At 50.3% G+C, this 22859-nt stretch carries 15 protein-coding genes; 6 read left to right on the top strand and 9 right to left on the bottom strand.

Features of this window, described 5'->3' with window-relative positions; translation table 11 throughout:
• The first annotated feature begins 60 nt into the window (after positions 1-60).
• Positions 61-1545 (top strand): HIRAN domain-containing protein, encoded by a 1485-nt coding sequence (locus AB1656_19810; GenBank protein MEW6237636.1) that lies wholly within the window; start codon positions 61-63, stop codon positions 1543-1545.
• A gap of 28 nt (positions 1546-1573) precedes the next feature.
• Entirely contained in the window at positions 1574-1891 is a 318-nt protein-coding gene (locus tag AB1656_19805) for a hypothetical protein (GenBank protein ID MEW6237635.1), read from the top strand.
• 80 nt (positions 1892-1971) lie between these two features.
• Here AB1656_19805 and AB1656_19800 read toward each other — a convergent pair whose 3' ends face one another.
• The 8 genes from AB1656_19800 to AB1656_19765 are packed head-to-tail and all read right to left on the bottom strand — an operon-like array spanning position 1972 to position 10703.
• Positions 1972-2730 (bottom strand): 4Fe-4S binding protein, encoded by a 759-nt coding sequence (locus AB1656_19800; protein ID MEW6237634.1) that lies wholly within the window; start codon positions 2728-2730, stop codon positions 1972-1974.
• A 9-nt stretch (positions 2731-2739) separates the two neighbouring features.
• The gene (locus AB1656_19795; protein MEW6237633.1) at positions 2740-4260 is read right to left on the bottom strand and encodes a hydrogenase; all 1521 of its coding nucleotides are present in this window, start codon (positions 4258-4260) and stop codon (positions 2740-2742) included.
• The gene (locus AB1656_19790; GenBank protein MEW6237632.1) at positions 4257-5696 is read right to left on the bottom strand and encodes a proton-conducting transporter membrane subunit; all 1440 of its coding nucleotides are present in this window, start codon (positions 5694-5696) and stop codon (positions 4257-4259) included. The genes AB1656_19795 and AB1656_19790 overlap by 4 nt, the downstream gene beginning before the upstream one ends.
• A 3-nt stretch (positions 5697-5699) precedes the next feature.
• The gene (locus tag AB1656_19785; protein MEW6237631.1) at positions 5700-6341 is read right to left on the bottom strand and encodes a hydrogenase; all 642 of its coding nucleotides are present in this window, start codon (positions 6339-6341) and stop codon (positions 5700-5702) included.
• 5 nt (positions 6342-6346) lie between these two features.
• Positions 6347-7255 (bottom strand): NADH-quinone oxidoreductase subunit H, encoded by a 909-nt coding sequence (locus AB1656_19780; protein MEW6237630.1) that lies wholly within the window; start codon positions 7253-7255, stop codon positions 6347-6349.
• Between the two features lie 17 nt (positions 7256-7272).
• Positions 7273-9240 carry a proton-conducting transporter membrane subunit gene (locus AB1656_19775; GenBank protein MEW6237629.1) on the bottom strand — a complete coding sequence of 656 codons (1968 nt, stop codon included), beginning with the start codon at positions 9238-9240 and terminating at the stop codon, positions 7273-7275.
• Between the two features lie 53 nt (positions 9241-9293).
• Positions 9294-9965 (bottom strand): PTS sugar transporter subunit IIA, encoded by a 672-nt coding sequence (locus tag AB1656_19770; GenBank protein MEW6237628.1) that lies wholly within the window; start codon positions 9963-9965, stop codon positions 9294-9296.
• Positions 9966-10010: 45 nt separating this feature from the next.
• Positions 10011-10703: a PTS sugar transporter subunit IIA gene (locus AB1656_19765; protein MEW6237627.1), complete on the bottom strand. Its 693-nt coding sequence runs from the start codon at positions 10701-10703 to the stop codon at positions 10011-10013.
• Between the two features lie 541 nt (positions 10704-11244).
• On the opposite strand from AB1656_19765, the gene AB1656_19760 reads away from it, so the two are divergent.
• From AB1656_19760 to AB1656_19750, 3 genes are all read left to right on the top strand, one after another.
• A complete protein-coding gene (locus AB1656_19760) occupies positions 11245-13353 on the top strand; it encodes a hypothetical protein (GenBank protein ID MEW6237626.1) in 2109 nt (702 codons plus the stop codon).
• 126 nt (positions 13354-13479) lie between these two features.
• On the top strand, positions 13480-13641 hold the full coding sequence (locus AB1656_19755) for a hypothetical protein (protein ID MEW6237625.1): 162 nt from the start codon (positions 13480-13482) through the stop codon (positions 13639-13641).
• 60 nt (positions 13642-13701) lie between these two features.
• Positions 13702-19908, top strand: a complete 6207-nt coding sequence (locus AB1656_19750; protein MEW6237624.1) for a cohesin domain-containing protein — start codon at positions 13702-13704, stop codon at positions 19906-19908.
• 374 nt (positions 19909-20282) lie between these two features.
• Here AB1656_19750 and AB1656_19745 read toward each other — a convergent pair whose 3' ends face one another.
• Positions 20283-20537 carry a helix-turn-helix domain-containing protein gene (locus AB1656_19745; protein ID MEW6237623.1) on the bottom strand — a complete coding sequence of 85 codons (255 nt, stop codon included), beginning with the start codon at positions 20535-20537 and terminating at the stop codon, positions 20283-20285.
• Positions 20538-20849: 312 nt separating this feature from the next.
• On the opposite strand from AB1656_19745, the gene AB1656_19740 reads away from it, so the two are divergent.
• Positions 20850-22700, top strand: a complete 1851-nt coding sequence (locus tag AB1656_19740) for a nitrite/sulfite reductase (GenBank protein MEW6237622.1) — start codon at positions 20850-20852, stop codon at positions 22698-22700.
• The last annotated feature ends 159 nt before the right edge of the window (positions 22701-22859 follow it).

The following is a 22859-nucleotide window of genomic DNA, read 5'->3' as shown; positions in this document are numbered from 1 at the left end:
ATTGCGATGGTCCAATTCCGTTTGGTATTGCTTCATTCAATCCAGGAAAGGAACGCTCCCATGAAGAAAACGTTCATTCAACCGGAAACGGCAATAGGGGAAATCTATTGCCAGATAAAAGGCATGCCGTATGCAAAGGGGGAAGGAAAACCGGGAGAGGAATTGCGCTTTGAACGGCAACCCGACAATCCTCATGATCCTTGGGCCATCCTTGTAAGGAACAGCGAATCGGAAGAGATCGGGTTTCTACCCAGAGAAATTTCCCATTGGGCGGCGAAACTGACGGATGAGGGAAAAATTTATCTCACTGGATGCATACCCGAAGGCGCCGTCCTCTCCAAAACCGACCGGCCTCGCGGATGGCCTCTCCGGCTGAATATCTATCTATCCGAAAAAGGGCTGGATATTCTACGCCCCAATCTTTCTCCCAATAACGAAAGAGAAGCTTTGCATGAATTGGTTCGTTCTACGTATGAGTCCTTGGATCGATACGATTCTCCGGAAACAATCCAAGGAATGGCGGAACGATTGGGAGCGGCTGCGCAATGGAATGCCGCCCCGGAAACCCTTCTGTTGATTTCTCTTTTCTCCGGCAAGGCGGAAGAACAACGGCAAAAAAAACGAGATAGTCGTCTCGGACGGATTCAGGAAGCCCTGTCTCAATTGAGCATAGGCAAAGCGATTCATCACCGCAATCTCACCCTATTTCCATTGCGTAAGCAAAACGGCGCTCGCGCCGATTACGTACTCCTGAAAACTGCTTTGGAATCGGGAGAAGCCATTGTAAAGGAGGTATCCGAAGAGGGGCGAATCGGCGAATTGATCCTTCTCAATCGCGGATTGAAGCCGATCCTGATTCCCGAAGGAGAAATCCTGGTCGGAGCCAAACAGAACCGGGTGGTGAATATCAGCCTCATAGCCGCCGCTCAGAATTCCTTGCAGATTCCCGTCAGTTGCGTAGAGCGAGGCCGTTGGCGATTTACGACAAAGAACTTCCAGTCCACCCATTACGCTCACCCTAAACTGCGCAGCCGCAAACTGCAGAGCGTTCGAGAGTGCCGGATGAGTTCAGGCGCCGCTTACAGCGACCAAGAGGCAGTATGGGACGAGGTGGCCATGAATCTGAAAGAACGCCATACTCGTTCGGATACCGAATCGGTCACGGACTCCTATCGGAGTTCAAGCGAACGAATTCGCGAATATAAAGACCTTTTCGCTCTTCCGGGCGATGCGATAGGCGTTTTAGCTGGCAATGGCAATCGCATTGTGGGTATGGACTGCTTCGATTCTTCCGAGAGTTTCCATCAATGCTGGGAACGCCTTTCCGATTCGTATTTCATGGACGCGATCAATTATCCCGACATGACGGCGTGCCCCCAAAAGACGGCCCGAGCCTTTCTCGATCGCATCCGAAATTCCCTGGCGCTCTGCGATTCCTCCATCGGCCTGGGGAACGAGCTGATCGTCCAGAACCAAAACTGCGCCGGGGTTGGAGTTTGGTATTCCGATTCGCTCTGCCACCTGTCGGCGTTCGCCGTAGAGTAAACGATAACATTCAGGAGGAATGCATTTCATGTGGTTATTCACGAGCCGATCGTTCGTATCCATCGTCGTCGACAAGGACAATCCCGGCCGCCGCTTGGTTCGGGCGCGCTGCAAGGGGGATATCGAGGAACTGTTCCCCGATGCGGACGTATTCGAAGACCAAACAGCCGATTATCGCTACAGAACTTCCGTCAGTACGGATGAATTAATTGAAAAGTTGACCGAGTATATTGAAGATATGGATTATGCTAATTTTAAGAACTCCATCCCGCCGAATAAGAAAAAGTACCGCAACGCCTGCATCGGAGTATGGTCGCTAATGTTGGGGTTGCAGAAGATAGGATAAATGATTGTTTGTAATGGTAGTGTTGAAATACGATCCATAGCGATCAAAGGGAAATTTCACGCTTTCCGTTCCTCGGATTCTTATAACCGGCCCAATATTCTGAGAAGTCCATCGAGTATCGTTAAGGGATGGGGCGGGCAGCCGGGAATGTAAACATCTACGGGGATGGTTGAAGGAATCCCATTATGTTGCTGGGGGCGTCCGGCGAAGGGACCGCCGGAAATGGCGCAGGCGCCCACGGCAATCACGATCTTAGGCGAAGGCGTCGCCGCATAAGTTTTTTCGAGAGCCTCGCGCATGTTTTCCGTAACGCAGCCGGTAATCAATAAACCATCGGCATGGCGAGGCGAGGCGACGAATTGAATGCCGAAGCGTCCGATATCCCATCCGATGGTAGTCAATACGTTCGAATCGGCTTCGCAGGCGTTGCAGCCGCCCGCGCTGACCTGGCGAAGTCTCAGCGAACGGCCAAAGAGGCGAAGCAAATGCGCATCGAGCGCTTTGGCGAGAGCGATTTCCTTCCCAGAAGCAACGATTAAATCTTTCCGGCTTCGGCAAGAGAGACTGTAATCCTTCGAATATTGAATGTTATTCTGCGGGCAGGCGTCGGCGCAATCCGTGCAAAATATACAGCGTCCAAGATCGAATTGGATATTCTCTCCGATCTCGATGGCGCGGGTGGGGCAGGATTCTTCGCAAACGCGGCAATCGGACGGACAGTTGGAGCGATCAGCGATGGGACAACCACGAAAATGGGCGGGCAACGCAGGCGCCGGTCCGTCCGGATAGGCCGTCGTTTTGTAACCTTGTTGCAAGCGAGCAAGTATGGCTTTGATCATATATTTTTCTCAAAGATCGAATCCGCAATAGGAAAGATTGAAACTTTTATTGCATAACGGAAAATCGGAAATGGGTTGTCCGCGCAGCGCCAGCGCAAGACCAAACCAGTTATGAAACGATGGATCGACAATTTTATATCGATGAAAAGCGCCGTTTTCTCCCGTGACGGCGACATGGCAGATTTCGCCGCGCCATCCTTCGATCATCGATACCGCCAATTGGCCGGGACGGATGGGATGTGTATCCGTTCGAATCGGACCTTCCAAGAGGGTTTGCAAGTGTTCGACGAGAAAGCGCAACGAACGCCGAATCTCCAACCAGCGGACGAAAGCGCGGGAATTGACATCCCCATAATGCGCCGTGGAGATAGGGATATTGGCGTATTGAAAAATTCCGGTTGGGTGCGTACTGCGCACATCGCGCTCTAAGCCGCAAGCCCTCGCCGCGGGTCCGACCAATCCCGTTTGGACGGCCAGATCGCGGCTAACCGCTCCGGTATTGTCGAAACGGCCCATTACCGAGGGAGAGTCCCACATCAGGTTCACCGCTTGGGCGGTTTCGCGTTCGGCTTTCTCAAGACTTAGGAGGAGTTGGCCGATTTCGTTATTGCCGAGATCGAAACGAACGCCGCCCGAGCAAAGAAGTTGGCGGCCAAAACGGCTGCCGCACAATACGGCGGTCATATTGAGGAGATCGCCGCGAATTCGTCCGCAAAACGATTGGGTGGGCAAATAGCCGACATCGCCCGCCAATGCGCCCAGATCGCCAACGTGATTGGCCAGCCGTTCCAGTTCAAGGGCGATGGCGCGAATCGCATGAGCGCGAGGAGGAACTCGGACGCCGTTTAAGGCTTCGACCGCTTGCCAATAGGCCCAGGAATGTCCGATCGTCGTATCGCCTGCGAGCGTACTCATTTGATGAGGCGTGATAGAATAAGGTCCTCCGATGACCGCATTCTCGACGCCGCGATGCTGATAGCCCAACGATATTTCCAGATGATAAACGGTTTCTCCATGGCATTGAAATCTAAAATGGCCTGGTTCGATCACGCCTGCATGAACCGGTCCTACCGCCACTTCATGGATCTCGTCGCCTTCAATCCGATAGTAATCCATAACGCCGATTGCAGGCGAAGTGTTTCTTCCCCCATCGCAACCTGCGCTCGCGGGAAAACGGACCGGTTTGAGCCAAGGATGGCCTTCCGGAATGAGATTATACTGTTCGGCGATTTCGCGTTCGAAGAGGTGCGCCTGCGGACATTCCGGCGTCAGTGAAAGGAACGATCGGCCATGAACGTTCGTTAAGACAACCCGGATTTCGCCGTTCCAGTCGTCTGCAATCGTTGCAACTAAATCAACGCCGGAACCGTTGAGGGGAGGCATGGCGAACAGTGAGGATATTCGGCAGCCTTCGCTTACCGATTTAATAATTGCGGAACGGAATTCTTCGAATTGGAGCGATGGAATAGCCGAGAGAGGAATGGATTTTCCGTTGCGCATAATCGTTAAAGCGTTTTGAAAGCCGTTCATCGCGCAACCTCCATAAACGCAACGGCGTTTGTCAAGATCGCTCCCAAGGAAGACGGCAAGCATACGCCAGCTATGAGCATCAACAGCAACAACAGAATGATCGGCCCCACCGTTAACGTGGAATCTTTATACTGGTTATCCTTTACCGGTTTCGACGCTTCGCCGAATATCACGGAGAGAACCGTCGTCCCCATTCCAAGAAAGACGGCGAGCATCAGCGCAAGATAAAGCGCGCCGGTTTTATACTGCTTCGCAAAGAAAGCCGCCTGGAGGATGGCGAATTCGCTTACAAAGGGTCCAAAAGGCGGCGAACCCGTAATGGCAATGAAACCGAGAAGAAACAGGGAAGCGGAAACCGGAATCCGATGCAGAGCGCCGCGCACGGAATCGGTGCTTTTGCTGCCAAACGCCCGATGGATGTTGCCCGACGAAAGAAAGAGCACCGCTTTCCCCAGCGCATTGTTCCAAACATGAAAAAGCGAACCCCAAAGTCCCAGCGAACCGATACCAACCCCCAACAAAAGAATTCCCATATGCTCCACGCTGGAGTAGGCGAGAATTCGTTTGTAATCTTTCTGCCGGGACATAAACACCGCGGCGAAGGTCATCGATAACAGACCCATGACGATGAGAATATGATTCGTCCATACCGCTTCCCCCGCGGCGTACATAATGCGGATGATGCGCAGAAGCACTAGAAAGGCGCAACTGGTTAATCCTCCCGCCAGCAAGGCTCCCACGATTCCCGACGTTTCCCCGTAGGCGTCCGGCTTCCAGACGTGCAGGGGGGCGATGCCCATTTTGGTTCCATATCCCACCAACAAGGTGACGAAAGCGGCGCGCAGCCAGGGTTTGGACAAGAGGCTGGCGGATTGCGCCAGTTTTGGAAACAGGAGTTGATTGGAATTTTCGATTTGGAAGGTCGAATAGGCTAGGAAAAATGAGCCTAAAAGGGCTAAGGCGATTCCCACCGAACAGATCATCAAATATTTCCAGGCCGCTTCGATGGATCGCGAGGTGCGATTGAAAAAGATCAAAGGGCCGCTGCATAAAGTCGTCGCTTCCATGACCACCCAGATCAAACCTACATGTTGAATAAACGGGACAAGCGACATCAAAGACAACAGCAATAACATGCAGCTGCAAAAAATCCGGTTAGGCCGCTCGAGACGATGATATAGATACGCCGGCGCGTAGAGCGCGCAACAAAAAAACAACACGCTTATCGATATAAGGATCGTCTGTCCCGCCGGATCGAGTTCCAGCCAACGCTCCTCCGCCGACAACCGCGCGGGAGACTGCATTAAGGTTATCGCAGCCATCAGATGCCCGAACGCCGCCGCCGGCATCACATAAGGCCGATAGCGATTCGAGGGGATGCTATAGGCCAGAAAAGCCGCCAGAAATGGGATGAAAAAAACCAGGATGCCCGCCATGATCTATTCTTTTAACTCCGATAAAATGTCCATATCGATGGAGGAGAAGGTTCGTTGAATGTGGTTCAAAATAATTCCCATCACGAAAACCGCTACGAAAAGATCCAACAATACGCCGATTTCCACCATGAAGGGAATTTTCCCCACTAAAAGCAAACCGAACACGAATATGCCGTTTTCCAAAATCAAATATCCCAAGACCTGACTGATGGCTTTAGTGCGGGTCGTCAAAAATAAAAATCCGGCGAATATAGTGGAAATAGAAGCCGGGGGAATGAGGGAAGAAGGATGAGGATCCGCGAGAGGCAGCGCTTGGGAGAAATAGAAGGCGAAAGCCGTACTGGCGCCTCCTAACGCCAAAGAGGGTACGAATCCAAGGATCGGTTCCACTTCCCGCCGAATATTGACTTCACGCATCGCCCGATCCAACAAATGGGGAATGATGATAGATTTAATGGTTATCGTTAACAGGCACATCAGGATAATCGTGATTCCGAAATGGCGATGAACGGATAACAGAAGGAGACCAAGAACCGCGCCCTGTATAGCCGTCAAGCGGATAACGGCTTTCATGCGGCTGGAGGCAAGCGCGGAAAAATTCAATAGAATCAAAACCATCAATAAGAATTTAGTTGCGATATCCACTATCTTCACCTCAATAGCAATACTACGGCGAATCCCGACAAGAGAATGGACGAAATCAGCAATTTGGGAACATTAACCAATTTCAAACGCGCCATGATGGATTCGATGACGCCAATTCCGGCATATAACAATAAAATCCCCGCTGCGTAGGCCAGCCATTTAATCCACACCGTTACAGGCAGAACGATGAGTATGACGTCAACCAATAACGACGCCATGATGAATAATTTGATGGCCGCGCCGTAGAGAATGAAACCAAGCGCCGGGCCGCTGTGATCGAGAACCATGACTTCGTGAATCATGGTTAGTTCCAAATGCGTGTTAGGATCGTCGAAAGGAATGCGGCAGTTTTCAGCCAGGAGAACAATTAACCAACTGGCCGCGAGCAGCAAAATCGCGCTGGTGGTCATATCCGGCGGTTTCGAAAGTCCCGAAAAAATTTCCGTAAAGGAAATCGAACCCGTAATCATGGCTAAAACAATGAAACCCAAGAAAAACGCCGGTTCTCCCAGTGAGGAAAAGGTCAATTCGCGCGATGCGCCCATCCCTTCGAACGACGAGCCGGTATCCAACGCCGCCGCCGCCGTCAAAAAGCGGCCCAATCCGAGCAAATACGCGAAAACGAATAGATCGCCTTGAAAAGAAACCGCCGCCGAGGGAAAACCCAATGGGACCATCAGACCCGCCAACAAAGGAGTCGCTAAACATGATGCCGCGCCTATAAAAAAAATCCCGGTTGTCGTTTTGCTGATGGCCATCCCTTTGCGAAACAACTTGAACAGATCGTAATAGAGTTGAAACAGGGATGGCCCGCGCCGGCCTGCGAACCAAGCCTTGGTTTTATTGACGATTCCAATCCCCAAAGGAGGAGCGGCTAACAGGATAAGCGCTTGTAATATTTGCATAATTCGCATCGATGGCTTCCTCTGGTTCAAATAAAAATCAAGAGAATAAACAGCGTCAGAAAAATGTAGAGTATATAGACCTGCAATATCCCGCTTTGAAACGCCTTCAACGATTCGATCCAATTGGAAAGAATACGAAAGAACGGCAGAATCCCTCGATCCATAATCGCATCGGGAACGCGGCTGTGGAAAGAACTCGCTTCCGGAAAAAGTTCGCGAAGGACGGGTTCTTTTTTAACCGGCCAAAGAATCCATCCGAAGAAGTCGACGATCATTTGCGCGAACGATGAGGCGGTATATTGCATTCGCGCTTGGGGACGAACATATCCGCAATCCCAAGTTCCAATCTCCTCGTGGGGGAATAAATTTCGTACTTTTCTCAAATAGAGAAGCGCCGTAAAAATCGCAAGACAAAGGACGACGCCGATCGCAGTCAGTCCCTTCAACGGGACGAGCCTAGCCAATGGTTCGACATCTCCGCTCCACAAAGTAACGACGGAATCCAGCAGCGGAGTAACAAGAATGGGAAATAAACCAATGGCGAAACAGAAGAAAACCAATACCATCAGTGGAACCGTCATGAAGAGACTTGATTCCTTGGCTTGCTGCGCGGATGGAGTGCGCGGCTCGCCTAAAAAGACAATCCCATAGACTTTGACGAAACAGGCGGCGGCCAATCCGCCGATAAAGGCCAGAGACGCGATCGACAGGACTGCCATGCCAAGGGAAGGAGACGCGGCAGTATGAAGAGAATGAAAAAGTCCAAGGTAAATCGCCAGTTCGCTGACAAAACCATTCAAGGGCGGCAATCCGCTAATGGCCGCCGCTCCAATCAGAAATCCAAGGGAAGTCCAAGGCATTCGTTTCGCCAGTCCGCCGAGTCGGTCGATTTCGCGAGTATGCACAGCATGAATCGCAGAACCGGCGGATAAAAAAAGCAGCGACTTGAATAATCCGTGATTCCAGACATGCAGAACCGCTCCCGCAAAACCCAGCGCAACCAAGGCATTCTGCCGATAATGAATTCCGATCAATCCCAATCCTACGCCGAGAAAAATAATTCCTATATTTTCGATGCTGTGATAAGCCAGCAATCGTTTGATATCGTGCTGTCCGATGGCGTAAATTACGCCCAACAATCCCGAAGTCATCCCCAACGCGAGAACCAACATTCCCCACCAAACCGGCGGATCCGAAAACATCCAAGCCGCCCGTATGACGCCATAAACTCCCATCTTGATGAATACGCCGGAAAAGAAGGCGGAGATATGGCTGGGAGCGTTCGCATGGGCGGGAGGCAGCCAGCCGTGAACGGGAAATAAACCCGCTTTAACGCCAAAACCCAACAACGCCAGCAAAAATAAAGCATTGGCGGTAGAAGAATCGATCGTCCCCCCGCCGATGCGTTCCATAATCAACGATCCATGCGCCGCTCCGTACAGAGCGAAAAACGCGAATAGGACCAGCGTGCTAAAATGCGCGGCGACGAAATAGATCCAACCCGCTTCCCTTGCCTTCTCGTCGTCATCCTGCGCGGTTAACAAAAAATAACCGGACAAAGCCATGATTTCCCAGGCGATGAGAAAAAAGACGCCGTGACGAGCTGCGGTTAAAGCCAGCATGGCCGCGGCCATTATGCCGTAGTAGAAACGCAGTTGGCGGCCATTTCCCGGATTTTCGCTTTGCTTCCAATACGCCAATCCATAAAGAGAATTCAACGCCGATAGCAGTAAGACGGGAATCATGAATGCCGCGGAAAGAGCGTCGATCGTTAGCAGAAGCGGTCCTCCTGGCATCGTCCAAGAAAAACTCCAAGCTATTTCCGTTCTGGTCAGCAAAACCGCGAAGGAAGCGTACAAACCCGCCGCCGAGCCGATGACGTTCATGATAAACGCCGTCCATTGTCCCGCATTCCGCTCGCGAGACATGAACAAAGAAGGAACGCCGCTGGCGGCTAAAACCGACCACGATATCAAAAAACACGGCCCGATCATTTAACGCATCCTTTTTCCCTTGCGTAATTTTTTGTTGGGATCGATCTATCCGGTCAGGAGAAAGAAACAGGATTCTTTGGGGAATACTCCAACTCATGCAACCTTGCCAGCAAAGCTTCTTTATCCGATTGCGTCCGAATCAACCGCAGAAACTCGCCGTCGTTCAAGGCGTTCCCTAACCTAGCCAACAAATGCAGGTGTAGGCGGATTGTGGAGGTTACCAGCAAAAAGAGAACGCTCACCGGCTGTCCATCCGCCGCATGGAAATCCACCGGCTTTTTGAGGAACGCCACTGTCATGGAGGAACGCTCCGCATCCAGCATGATGGGACGCCGGGCGTGAGGAATCGCGATGCCTTTTCCAAAACCGGTGGAGCCTAATTGTTCGCGAGACCAGATCATCTCGAAAAGAAACTCGCGGTCTACGCTCTCGGGAAGCGGCATACGCTCCGTAACCGCCCGTAGAACATCACGCTTCGTTTCTCCCTCGACATGATGCAAAACATCGCCTGCGGCGAGCGCGCTATCCAACGACGGCAAACGCTCTTCCATTTCGACAACGAGAGGTAGATGGCGCTCATGCGCCCATTCGATGAGACGTTGGCGGTTGATATGATAGCGATCGTTAAACTGAACGGCGGGGAAATGCTCCTCGCGTATGAAACGATAAATGGTCTCTTCCGAAACATTCAAAAGTCGAGCGGCATCTTGAACCGTGTATTGCATGTAAGCATTCCTATGAAATAAAACGATTTTATCCTTCGCGGCTTACTAATTCGGATTCTTTGCGCGGTCAATACTTTCGTCGATGCGGCGGCAATGGCTCAATATCGTTTCCCGCAATTCCTGTTTGCGAAGAGCCTCTCGGAAGCCAGCGTCCCTCAAAGCCAACAGAAAACGGGAAAGAACATGCAGATGGGCCTGCAAATAGGGACTTAACACCGTGAACAATATCCGGACGGGCTGGCCATCCAAGGCTTTGAAATCGACGGGTTCTTCTAGAAATCCAAGGGCCGCCATAGGACGCACGATATAAGGAACCACGCGAACGCGCGAATGGGGAATGGCGATCCCATCGCCGATCGCCGTCGAGTTGAGTTCTTCGCGTGCCCAGTAACTTTCCAACAGAAATTGCCGCACCGTTTCATCGAAAAGCGGCAGCGCTTTAATAAGAGACCCGACCGCCGATCGAAAATCGGTTCCTTCCAACCGAAAAAATATACCGCCATTCCGCAATACTTCGGCGAGCGATGGATTTACGAAATTCTTCGCTTCCGGCGTTTCGAATAGCTTTGGCGAGATATTGATTTTCCGGATAACCGCCCATTCCAGAATTTCCGCTTCGTTGAAACGATATTGATCTTTAAATTTGTAGGCGGGGATTTCGCCCTGGCTCACCCAGCGATAAATCGTTTTATCCGAGACGCTTAGTAATTGCGAAACCTCGTGGACGTTCAACTGCATTTTGATTCTCTATGAGTACTGTTTTTTCTTATCGAATCTCAATTTTCTCTATTCTAGCATTCGTATCCAATAATGAGAACCGATAAGAACTAAATTAAATCCGATTTCGATAGTTTTGCAATACATGATACGGCCTCTGCTCTCCTTCGCCTTCTGGCAGAGTCTAAGGGTGAAGAATTATATCAAATAGTAACAGTTCTTGCCTATCTTTATCGGACTTCAATCACATAAATTTCAGAATCATAATCGCAAATTCATTAAATTCAACTAGATGCTAATATTGTTGATGTTGCATTAGAATGATATTTTTTTTATAAATAAATATCATTCTGCTCTTTACAATGAAATTTAATTGCTGGAATATATTGATATAATCCTTACAGTTAGAATTTATTCGGCGTAATTAACAAAACGTTACATTTGATATTTCTGCGTTATACTTCCAATAATATCTGTATTTATGTCTATAATTTTGAATAGGTTGTATTGATAATTATTTCCGAGAAGCATTAACTCCATCAAAAACTAAAGGGGGCGATAAATGACTCATCCAATTTCTCTAAATCATTATCAATTACCGAAATTAGTATTACTAACTGCGCTTATGCTTTTTGCTGTTGTTTCCGCCCATGCCCAAACGCGGGAATTATCTCTACCGGATTTGGAAGCGGCGCCTGGCGAGACGTTGACGATTCAAGTACGCCTCAGCGAGGGACAAGGCGTTGTCGGCTTCCGCATTGTCATCGACCTGCCCAATTTCTCCGCCGATTATCCCTTGGAATACGTTAACGGCAGTTCCTCCGTCACGGGAACCATGGCGGACGGTTGGGCGTCATTCGAGAACAATGCCTCGACGAACTCCGACCTTTCAAATCCCATAGCTGGATTAGTGCTCATCAACGGTTCGGGAATGTCGCCGCTAAGTGGAGAAGGCGTATTAGTAACATTCCAATTAAAAATAAAAGAAAACGCCGCCAGCCAAACCATTTCTTTGAATTTTAAAACAACAGGATCGAAAGTTTCCCGGCTCAATGACGGAGCGATTCCCGTCTCGCTGCATCATGGCTCGATCAAGATCAAGCGTCCGCCGCCCATCGTTTTCGTCTCGGATAACGAATCGTCCAACGACGACATTAGCAACGGCCAAGATCACGATCCAGCGAATGGAAGAGTATTGGTTGTCCAGTGGGATATTTCTCGAGCGGGCGTCGATCCTCAAGACATAAAAGAAACGCATGTCTATGTGAAAAACGGCGGCGGCGATTACGCCTTTCTCGGGCGCGCTCCCAGCGGAAATATGACCCAACTTGTTTGGAGACAATGGGGGCCAAACCTGGCCCCTACGTTCCGGGACGGACCGCAGTTCGGCGGCGCCTATCAATTCAAGATATATCCTATTAAAAAACATGGAGGCAATCCTCCGTCTTTCGGTCCTTTCGCGAATGACGGCCCCGTTTTGTTTCTTCCTATGATTACGATCACGGATTCCATCGCAACAACCGAAGACCTTAGCAACGGCCAAGACCGCGATTACGAGTCCGACCGCTCCTTGGCGATTCGATGGACATTCGATTCCACCGATATCGATCTTACCCAAGTAACCAATTTCCATGCTTACGTCAGAATCAACAGCCAAGGCGTTTATCGTTATCTCGGCCAAACGGGAAGCGGAACCGCAGCCTATCTTGAATGGAAGCCGGGAAATGCGCTGATCGCATCGGCGTTCCGCAGCGGACCGCAATTCGACATTGCCTATGAATTCCGCGTCTACGCCGTCAAAAGTAGCGCGCCGCCGATTTACGGCCCCTTGGAAAACGCTGGGCCGGTATTATTCCTGCAAGAAGCGCCGCCGCCGGGATCGACGCCCACGCCCACCCCCACGCCGGTTCCAACGCCGAAAGTGTACGTTGCGGATAACGATTCATCGGATGCGGATATCAGCAACAGCCAAGACCACGACGATCCCAATCAACGCGAATTGGCGATTGGCTGGGATTTTACCCAAACTAACATCGATGCATCGATGCTCAAAGATATTCATGTATATGTAAATATTGACGAAAGCGAAAATTATTCCTTCCTCGGAGCCGCAGGCAGCGGCGCGGCGCAAAAATTGCTCTGGAAAAAGGGAACGCCGCGCTTGGCGCAAGCTTTCCGTAACGGTCCAGAGTTTGGCCATGATTATCAATTCAAAATCTATGCAGTTAAGAAGACTGGAACGCCGAATATTTTAGGTCCGTTTGCTAACCCCGGCCCCGTTGAATATCTCCCCATCGTAACGGTAACGGATACGCTTTTGACATTAGTAGATTTAAGCAACGGCCAAGACGCCGATCCCGCCGATCAACGCGATCTGGTAATCCGCTGGGCATTCGATCCAACGGATATCGATCGAAACAATGTAAAAGAATTCCATCTCTATACAAGAATCAACCAGACAGGTTCATACCAATATTTAGGCCGAATCGATAAAGCAAGCGTTTACCTGGAATGGAAAGCGGGAAATGCAAGCGTAGCCCCCGCTTTCCGCAACGGCCCTGAGTTAGGCCATCGATACGAATTCCGAGTCTACGCCATCAAGCAGCAAGGCAAACCAGCGTTCTACGGCCCCTTCGAAAATATCGGAGCGGTGAGAATGGTAGGCGAATAAAACTAATAGACAAATAGTTCACACGAAGGGATGTTTTTACTGCATTTAGATAACGGATTTAAATTTTAAAATCGTTTGATGTTCAATTTATATATAAGGAGGCTTTATATATAAGGAGGCTGTATCATGAATGGGACAAGTCTTATTCTAGCGGTCGTGGGGGTCTTTTTTTCACTGCAAGCGTCAGCGGTAATTTTAGTTGATGAGAATTACGATTCGTTGAGCAACGGGCAAACGCTGCCAGGATGGACGGATCAGGTTTATTTTTTAGGACAAGTCATTTCATAGCTAAATTTAAAGGTAAATCAGAAATTTTTTTTCACTATTTCATTATCAAGGAGGTTTTCCATGCGTTACAATTCCAATTCGAAGTTTTTTTCATTATGGTTGGCTGCAATTATAATCATTGGCTTTGGACTGCCTGCTGTTGCCGACGTACCCATCCTTACCTTTAATGGTAATGCTGGGAATGTTAACTCCGTAGCGTTTTCGCCGGATGGGACTAAGATTTTAACTGGATATGATGATTCGACAGTGAAGTTATGGGATGCGAATACGGGCGCTTTAATTCGCAATTTCTCAGGACATACCGCCCTAGTTTATTCCGTAAAATTTTCTCCAGACGGAACAAAAATCCTTTCAGGAGGTAGGGATTGGACGGCGAAATTGTGGGATATTAGTACAGGACAAACAATCCGTACTTTTTCTTGGCATAATAATTGGATAGTATCTGTTGATTATTCGCCGGATGGAACAAAAGTAGTTACTTGCAGCACTGATATGACCGCTAAGTTAGGAGATGTGAACACAGGGCAATTAATACGAACTTTTTCTGGTCATTCCAATTATTTATGCGCTGTCTTGTTTTCACCTGACGGATCAAAAGTATTGACGGGAAGCGATGATCGAACGGCAAAATTGTGGGATGCTAATACGGGTCAAGAAATCCGCACTTTTTCTGGACATTCCGATTGGGTTGGTTCTTTGGCATTTTCGCTGGATGGAACAAAGATACTAACTGGAAGCGCGGATCATACCGCCAAGTTATGGAATACAAATACCGGTCAATTAATTCGGACCTTCACCGAACCAAACATAGTACGTTCAGTTGCTTTCTCTCCAGATGGGACAAAGGTGTTAACGGGGGGCAGCGATCAAATATCAAAACTATGGGATATTTCAACGGGACAATTAGTCCATACTTATTCCGGCCACACTACCTACGTCCTTTCCGTAGCATTTTCTCCCGATGGTTCCAAGATATTAACTGGAGGCGGAGATGGTTTGGCGAAATTATGGGATATTAATCTTCCTTTAAAAATTACTTCCCCCAACGGCGGCGAGGTTTGGCAGCCAGGGATAATGAAGAACATCGTCTATTCTGCTACATCATCGATCACCTCTGTGAGTTTGGCATTAAGTTTAAACGCTGGAGCGACATGGAATTCGATCACGGCATCGACGCCTGCAAGCGGTACTTATGCCTGGTCCATTCCCTACGCTTCTTCCACGCAATGTCTCATTGCTGTAGGCGATGCCGCTTCTGCAACGACTTGCGACATAAGCGATAATTGTTTTACTATCCAACTCCCTCTCTTTTATATTCTCGATAACTTTAATGACGGCGCTATTAACTCCACCTACTGGACGACATTGGGGAGCGTGTCTGAATCTGGAGGCGTGTTGACTACAACAGGGCGCGGATACTTAGTAACCAGGGATCAATTCGATCCATCGCCAAGCAATCCTATTAGGATCGAGTTCGATTGGTTAATGCAAACATATAATGAATTAGGAGGAACGGCGATTGTTTATACGCGGGCGGACGGAACGAATGCGGCCCCTTATAACGAAGCGCAAAATGGATTGGGTTGCACTTTTTATGTGGAAAATGACAATAGCGTAATCAAAACCAGCGGATTCGTTGAACAAAATGGCGCCACGCAAACCTTCGCAAATGGACAAATAGCAAAACCATCAGGCTCGTATGCTCATTTGTTGATCACGGATGATGGAACGAATGTAACATTCAGCGTCAATGGAACGCAGGTTTGGGTATTTTCCAATGGTTTCAATCCATTAACGAACTTCATTCAATTAAGCGGCGGAGAAGGCAATAGTGGTCAATTCGACAACTATAGAATTTGGGGGACTCCATCCATTCAAACGCGGCTTGTTTCCCCCAATGGTGGGGAAGTTTGGCATTCGGGGACGACGCATGACATCGTATGCTCGGCCTCGCCAACCATTTCAAGCGTTACGTTGGAATATAGCATAAACGCAGGAACGTCATGGAATACGATTGTTACTTTCTATCCGACCGCCAGTCTGCCCTACTCCTGGCAGATTCCCGATGTGTCGTCAAACCAATGTCTTATTAAAGCCAGCTATGGTAATAATAACTATGCTAATAATAATTTCGACGTAAGCGATAACAATTTCACGATTAATCCTGCACAACTGAAAATTTTATCTCCCAACGGCGGCGAGGTTTGCCAGGCGGGGACTCATAACTCCATCGTTTACGCGGCGACGGGGATCGCATCCGTTAGCATCAGTTACAGCGTCGATGCTGGCGTTTCTTGGATTCCCCTTTCCGCTTCGACGGCGGCGAATGGCGCGTACACGTGGTTTTTGCCCGATGTTTCATCCACAACGTGCCTTGTGAAGATCGCTAATGCATCCGATGGCGTTGCGATTGATGAGAGCGATGGATATTTTTCCATAAAGCCAAGATACATTTACGCTATGGCGGGAAATGGAACTTATGGCTACAGCGGCGATGGCGGCCTTGCCACCAGCGCTACTTTGGGAAACCAACCAGACGGCGTATGCGCGGACGCGGCGGGCAATCTATATATTGCCGATATGTATAATAACCGTATACGGATGGTGAATCCCAGCGGCATTATCACCACGGTGGCGGGAAATGGAACTTATGGATACAGCGGCGATGGCGGTCCCGCCACGAGCGCTTCTTTTAAAAACCCATCTGGCGTATTTGTTGAAGCTATGGGCAATCTCTATATTGCCGATTCGTATAATAGCCGTATTCGGATGGTGAATCTAAGCGGCATTATTACCACAATAGCGGGAAATGGAACTTGGGGCTACAGCGGCGATGGCGGCCCCGCTGTGAGCGCTTCACTGTATATTCCTGATGGCATATGCGTGGACGCGACGGGAAATCTCTATATTGCGGATTATTATAATAATCGAATACGAATGGTGAATCCAAGCGGCATTATCACCACGGTAGCGGGAAATGGAACTTCTGGAAACAGCGGCGACGGCGGCCCCGCCACGAGCGCTTCTTTGAGTCGGCCAACTAGCGTATGCGTAGATGCTTCGGGAAATCTCTATATTGCCGATTCGCATAATAGCCGTATACGGATGGTGAATCTAAGCGGCATTATTACCACAATAGCGGGAAATGGAACTTGGGGCTACAGCGGCGATGGCGGCCCCGCTGTGAGCGCTTCACTGTATATTCCTAATGGCATATGCATGGACGCGACGGGAAATCTCTATATTTCGACGAATAATAGGATACGGATGGTGAATGCATGCGGAATCATCACTAACATAGCAGGAACTGGAGTCGGTGGATACATCGATGCATACAATGGCGATGGCGGTCCCGCCATAAATGCTCTTTTATATTTCCCACAAGGCATTTGTTTAAACCCAGCTGGCAATCTCTATATATCGGATATTCACAGTATAAGGAAGATGACATATGAATCCCTCTCCTTACAAATCGTCTCTCCCAACGGCGGGGAAACATGGCAAGCAGGTACGACGCACAACATTGCCTATTCCGCTAAAAATTATTATTCCGTTATTGCTTCTGTGAGTATGTCGTATAGTATAGACAATGGAACGTCATGGAATCTCATCGCTGCTCCTGTTCTCCTTAGCGGCAGCTATTCATGGACAATTCCTAATACTCCTTCAACGGCGTGCATGGTGAAAATATCAAGCGTTACCGATGATTCTATTATTGATGTAAGCGATAACAATTTCACAATTTCGTCATCATTTGATAATCCCACCCTCACCCTAGAACCGACAAATATCAACGTCTACCGAGGGCAGGAGGTGGAGATCGCGGCGCGGGTATCGGACGCTTCGGGGATTGTGGGGTATCGGCTGGCTTTGGATTACGATCCTAGTAAAATAACTTACGTTCCCGGCTCGGCGACGAAGATGGGGACTTTGACCGAAAGCGGCTGGTACAGCCTGATCGTCAACAACGCCACGGCGTCGAATCAGTTGATCTTTACTTGCGCCAGCGCCGGGTCGTCCCTGCCTTCCGTCAGCGGGGCGTTGATGAAATTCCGCCTGCTTGTCAATAGCGCGCTGCCCGACTTCACGACGATGACAGTGTCTTACAACGCCTCCTTGACCAGTCTCAACGAGGACGCCATCGCCGTCGATTTGCAGAGTTGGAACGCGACGGTTCTCGGCGCCAACCATGCGCCCTACTTTACCAAAGGTCCCGATCAAACCGTCTCGGAAGACTGCGGGCCGCAAGCGGTCATTAATTGGGCGACTAACATTGCAGCGGGACCGGCTTATGAATCCTACCAGGCGCTTACATTCATTATGGAGACTAACAATCCATCGCTGTTTTCGGCCACGCCCGCCGTCAGCGCCACGGGAACGCTTACCTATACTCCCGCGCTCAACGCCAACGGCGTCGCTTGGGTTACCGCCACACTGCATGACGACGGCGGAGTCGCCAACGGCGGCGTGGATTCATCCACGCCCCAAACCTTCGTCATCACGGTGGATGCAGTGAACGATGCTCCCACGCTGGCGGCGATTTCCAATCCGCTACCCATCTATGAAGACTCCGGCGTGCAGTCGGTAACGCTGGCCTCCATCGGTGACGGCGATCCCGAAATCGTGCAACCTCTGATCGTATCGGCCACCTCCAGCAACCTCAGCCTTATCCCCAGCGTCACCGTGGCCTATGCGTCGCCCAACGATTACGGCAGCCTGCTCTACGCTTCCGCACTCAACGCCAACGGCTCGGCGACGATCACCGTCACGGTGACGGATACGGGCGGCGGCGCTCCGCCCAACGTCAATATGGTCACCCGCTCCTTTATCGTGACCGTAATTCCGGTGAACGACGAGCCGACTATGAATGCCATTTCCGATCCCGCCGCCATTCTCGAAGACGCCACCGAGCAGACTGTTCTTCTCAGCGGCATCGGCGACGGCGATCCCGAATTGAGCCAAATCCTGATCCTGTCGGCTTCCTCGAGCGCTCCCGCGCTCATCCCCAGCGTTACGGTGGAATATACCTCGCCGCAAAGCACGGCCACGCTGCGCTATAAGCCGCTGCCCAATGCCAACGGCGTCGCTGTCATTATGTTAAAACTGCAAGACGACGGCGGTGCGGCTCCTCCCGACGACAACGTCCTCTACCGCAATTTCAACGTAACGGTAACGCCGGTGAACGATGCGCCGTCGTTCATTGCCGGGGCGACGGTGGAGGTGCTCAACGCCACGGCGGGCTTCACCCATACATTTGTTAACTGGGCGACAGCCATCTCGGCGGGACCGCCCGACGAGGCGTCGCAAACCCGAACCTTCCTGACGCTGAACGATCAAAACATCCTGTTCGCGTCGCAGCCAGTCATTAACGCCACAGGAACGCTGACCTTCACGCCCGCGGCAGGAGCGCACGGCGTGGTCAACGTTTCGACGTCGTTATACGATAACGGCGGCCTGGCGAATGGCGGCGTCAATTCCTCCGCCACGGCGACGTTCAAGATCGTGATGCAGGTTCCTTACTTGTGGGGCGACCTCAACGACAACCTCATCGTAGGCTCGGTGGACGCCTACCTCTTGTTGCAATACGATATCAGCCTGATCGACAGCTTCCCCGGTTATCCCCCGGCGCAGTATCCCGAATACGTTTATCCCATCAATCCGCTGGGCTTCCCCCCGGCGGCGGATGTCAACTGGGACGGCGAGGCGGGAACGTGGGACGCTTCGCTGGTGTTGCAATACTACGCGCTGCTGCTCCCCCATTTCCCAGCGGATACGAACCAAAATGATTGGGGTCCGGATGAACATCAATCGGGCAAAGCGGCGTCTCGCGGACGAGGCAACGCGGGGCGAACACTCTCGGCTATCGCCGCGCCCAACGGCGATTCGTGGACGCTGACCTTCTCCATCGACGAAGCGGCGGAACTGTGCGGGCTAAGGTTGGCGCTGCGCTACGATCCCGAAAGTTTGGAAGTGGACGAGGATAACGTCAACTGGCTAAATCCCGAAGCGGGTCTGCTGCTAACTAACGAACAAAACCCCGGCTTGTTATTAATCGGCGGCGCATTGAGCCAACCGATGGCGGGAGGCGCAAGCGCACTCATTACCGTGCCCATGAAGCGTAAAAGCGCCGAAGCCAAAGCCCTGTGGATCGGCGTAGACTCCACCCTCACGCGCTTGAACGACGGCCAGCTGCCGCTCGCGCCCAACAGCGCCAAGTTCATTAACCTGTCAGGCGACACTAATGTGCAGGATTGGATGCTGCACTAAGAACGAAGCCATGCTCATGGAATAGACTCCCCCGCCGCTCTCACGATAATTCGAGGGCGGCGGGAAGATGTTATTTCGGGAGACGCTTTGTTTCTTGCTATTCAAATTCTTATTCTCAAACAATTCCCAGATGCGTCGCGAGTGACAGGCTTTCGGATGTAGAGCAAAATGAACCGCCATATAATGTTTGTAACTATTTAGCCGTATGAAGAGAAGAAATACGAATTTATTATTTCGCCCTTTCAGGGCTTAAGGTTTTTGTTGATCCTGTTCCCAGGCCGTTGGCCTGGGCTATCTTATTTCGCCCTTTCAGGGCTTAAAAATAAGGATTTCTCTTCAATCGGGTAAACTGTTAAAGTTTTTCTAATTTAGTTTTATCGCCGCCGACCGCAGAGACTGCAATCTAGCAACGCTTGCATTCCCTCGCGGAAATATCTTCCCTGAATTTGTTTGACCCGGCTGACGCTCAACCCTAGAGTCTCGGCGATTTGATACGGCGTCAGGTTCAATAACGCTAACAGCCATACGCATTGAATGCGCAAATACTCATCTTTGCTCTTCGCGTTCTTTAGGCTTTCCCTCAATTCCTTTCGTTGTTCGTCCGTAAAGGATCGCGGCAGTCTCATCATTTTTCTCCGGATTCATTTTTTCTTGAAATCAGAAACGCAACAAGATTATGAAGCGCCAATTTCCGTTTATGAACGATTCATCCAAATTTAAAGTAAAGATCCATCCAAGATCGGAGGAATATGAAGAGATTCCATCATTCCTCTCTCCCGTATTTTAAAATATTCATATTATAATATTTAAGAAACAAAATTATTTATAAAATATTCCCTTCTTTTTTCAAATATTTTCGATAACTTCTTGTTTTTCCCTTGATTAATGCTAAAATAAATGTATTCTACAATTTATATAGACAATAAACCAAGGAAAAAATAATGGCTAATTTCAATCCCATTCTAAAAACGCCTTTCGAAAAGTTCAACGAACAGGAAAAACAAAAACGCGTCTTTTACGAACGCTATGGGCAAGCCCATTATGGTTCGCTCAAGGAAGATCTGAACGATCTGACAACTGACCATTTATTCAGCGAAAATGATGCCATCATTAAGTCCCACGGCATCTACGTCCAGAATACGCGCGCCAAAAGCGGCGAGGAAAACGATTGGCGCTATATGATGCGCGTTACCATCCCCGGCGGCGGCCCGCTCAATCTGGAGCAATGGCGCATCCTGGACGAAATCGCCGAACAATATTCCTTCAGCGACGAACAAGCGCCCTCGCTGCGCCTGACCACGCGGCAAAACATCCAATTTCATTGGGTGAAAAAGGAAGATTTAATCCCGGCGACGAAGAAAATCGCGCAATCGGGCTTCTATACTCTCAATGGCTGCGGCGACAATACGCGCAACGTCATGGCCTGCCCCCTCTCTTTGCACTCCAACCTCTTCGACGCCAACGCGATGGCCCAAAAGGCGGGGAAATATTTTCGGCTGGATATGGCGCCGCATATCCACATTTTCGAGATTGATACCTCCTATCGCCGGACATCCGATTCCAACGCGCCGGCGGAGAGTACGGAAGACGGGCATTTTCAATACGGACCCCAACTCTTGAACCGCAAGTTCAAAATTGCCTTCTCCGCCATCCATATCCATGAAGAGACGGGAGAACCGATCCCGGACAATTGCGTGGAAATTTTGAACAATGATATGGGCGTTGCCCCAATTTACGAAAACGGGAAAATTAGCGCTTACCAGGTCTATATCGGCGGCGGGCAGGGCGAAAAGAACGGCAAGGCCACAATGTCTTCCCTGGCGCAGCCGCTCGGTGTTTTTACGAAAGAAAACCTCATCGCCGGCCTTGACGCCGTCGTCGCCATCCATCAGGAATGGGGAGACCGTTGCAACCGCCATTGGGCGCGCATCAAATACACGCTGAAGGTGCAAGGAATGGAGTGGTTCCAGCAGGAATTGCGCCATTGCGGAATCGCCTTCGATCCGCCCCGGCCCGATCTCAATATCGGGGACCGCCATCTGCATCACGGCTGGACGCGGCAGCCCACCAACGGCCTCTGGTCTTACGGCGCGCACATCCCTACGGGACGCATCGTCAATGACGGCTATGGGCGTTTGAAGGAGATGATCCCCGCCCTATTGCGCCGCTACAACGCCCAAATCGTCATTACGCCCAATCAAGACCTGCTCTTCATCAACATCGCGGCCAGCGAGAAACTGGATTTCGAACGGTCGTTAGAGGAATACGGCTACGGTTATTATAACGGCGTTCCCTTCTCCTCTCTGAGGCGGCATTCCGTCGCTTGCGTCGGTTTGCCCACATGCCCCTTGACCTATACCGACTCCGAACGCTTCCTTCCCGAACTGATCGATCAATTGGATGCGATGAACTGGGGCTATTTAAAAGAATCCATCGGAGTCAGCGGCTGCGAACGCCAATGCTCGCGGCCTGCCACCAAAGTCATCGGCTGGATTGGCTCCGGCAGGGACCGCTACGCCCTGAAACTGTTCGGAACGGAAGACGCGCGCCATCAAGGCGGCTATCTCATGGAAGGAGAAACGCAATACCTGCGTTCCGTCCCCCGCGAGAATGTGGCTAAAGTAACCGCCGCCCTCTTTTCGCTTTACGAAGCGGAAAGACTGAATCCCTCCGAAAGCATGGGCTATACGTTCCGCCGCCTCGGTCTGGAGCGCATCGTCGCCTATCTCCAAATCCACCCAGACGCGGCGCCGTGGATGAAGCCGCTGAAAAATGCTAATGTGCTTGTCTGATAATCTATTTCCATACATTTTTATTATTCCCATCTTCAGGAGACAAGATAAATATCCGCCTCCTTCTTCCAAACCATACCCTTTCCTATAGGTTCAGTATACACTTATCAAAATGGCCGCAATCCGCTGTATCGGCTTGAATCGTTGGAACAAAGTGGA

This window comes from Candidatus Omnitrophota bacterium, from assembly GCA_040755155.1.
Lineage (GTDB): Bacteria > Hinthialibacterota > Hinthialibacteria > Hinthialibacterales > Hinthialibacteraceae > JBFMBP01.
Note: the sequence above shows the minus strand (reverse complement) of the source record. Positions and strands in the feature narration are given on the sequence as shown.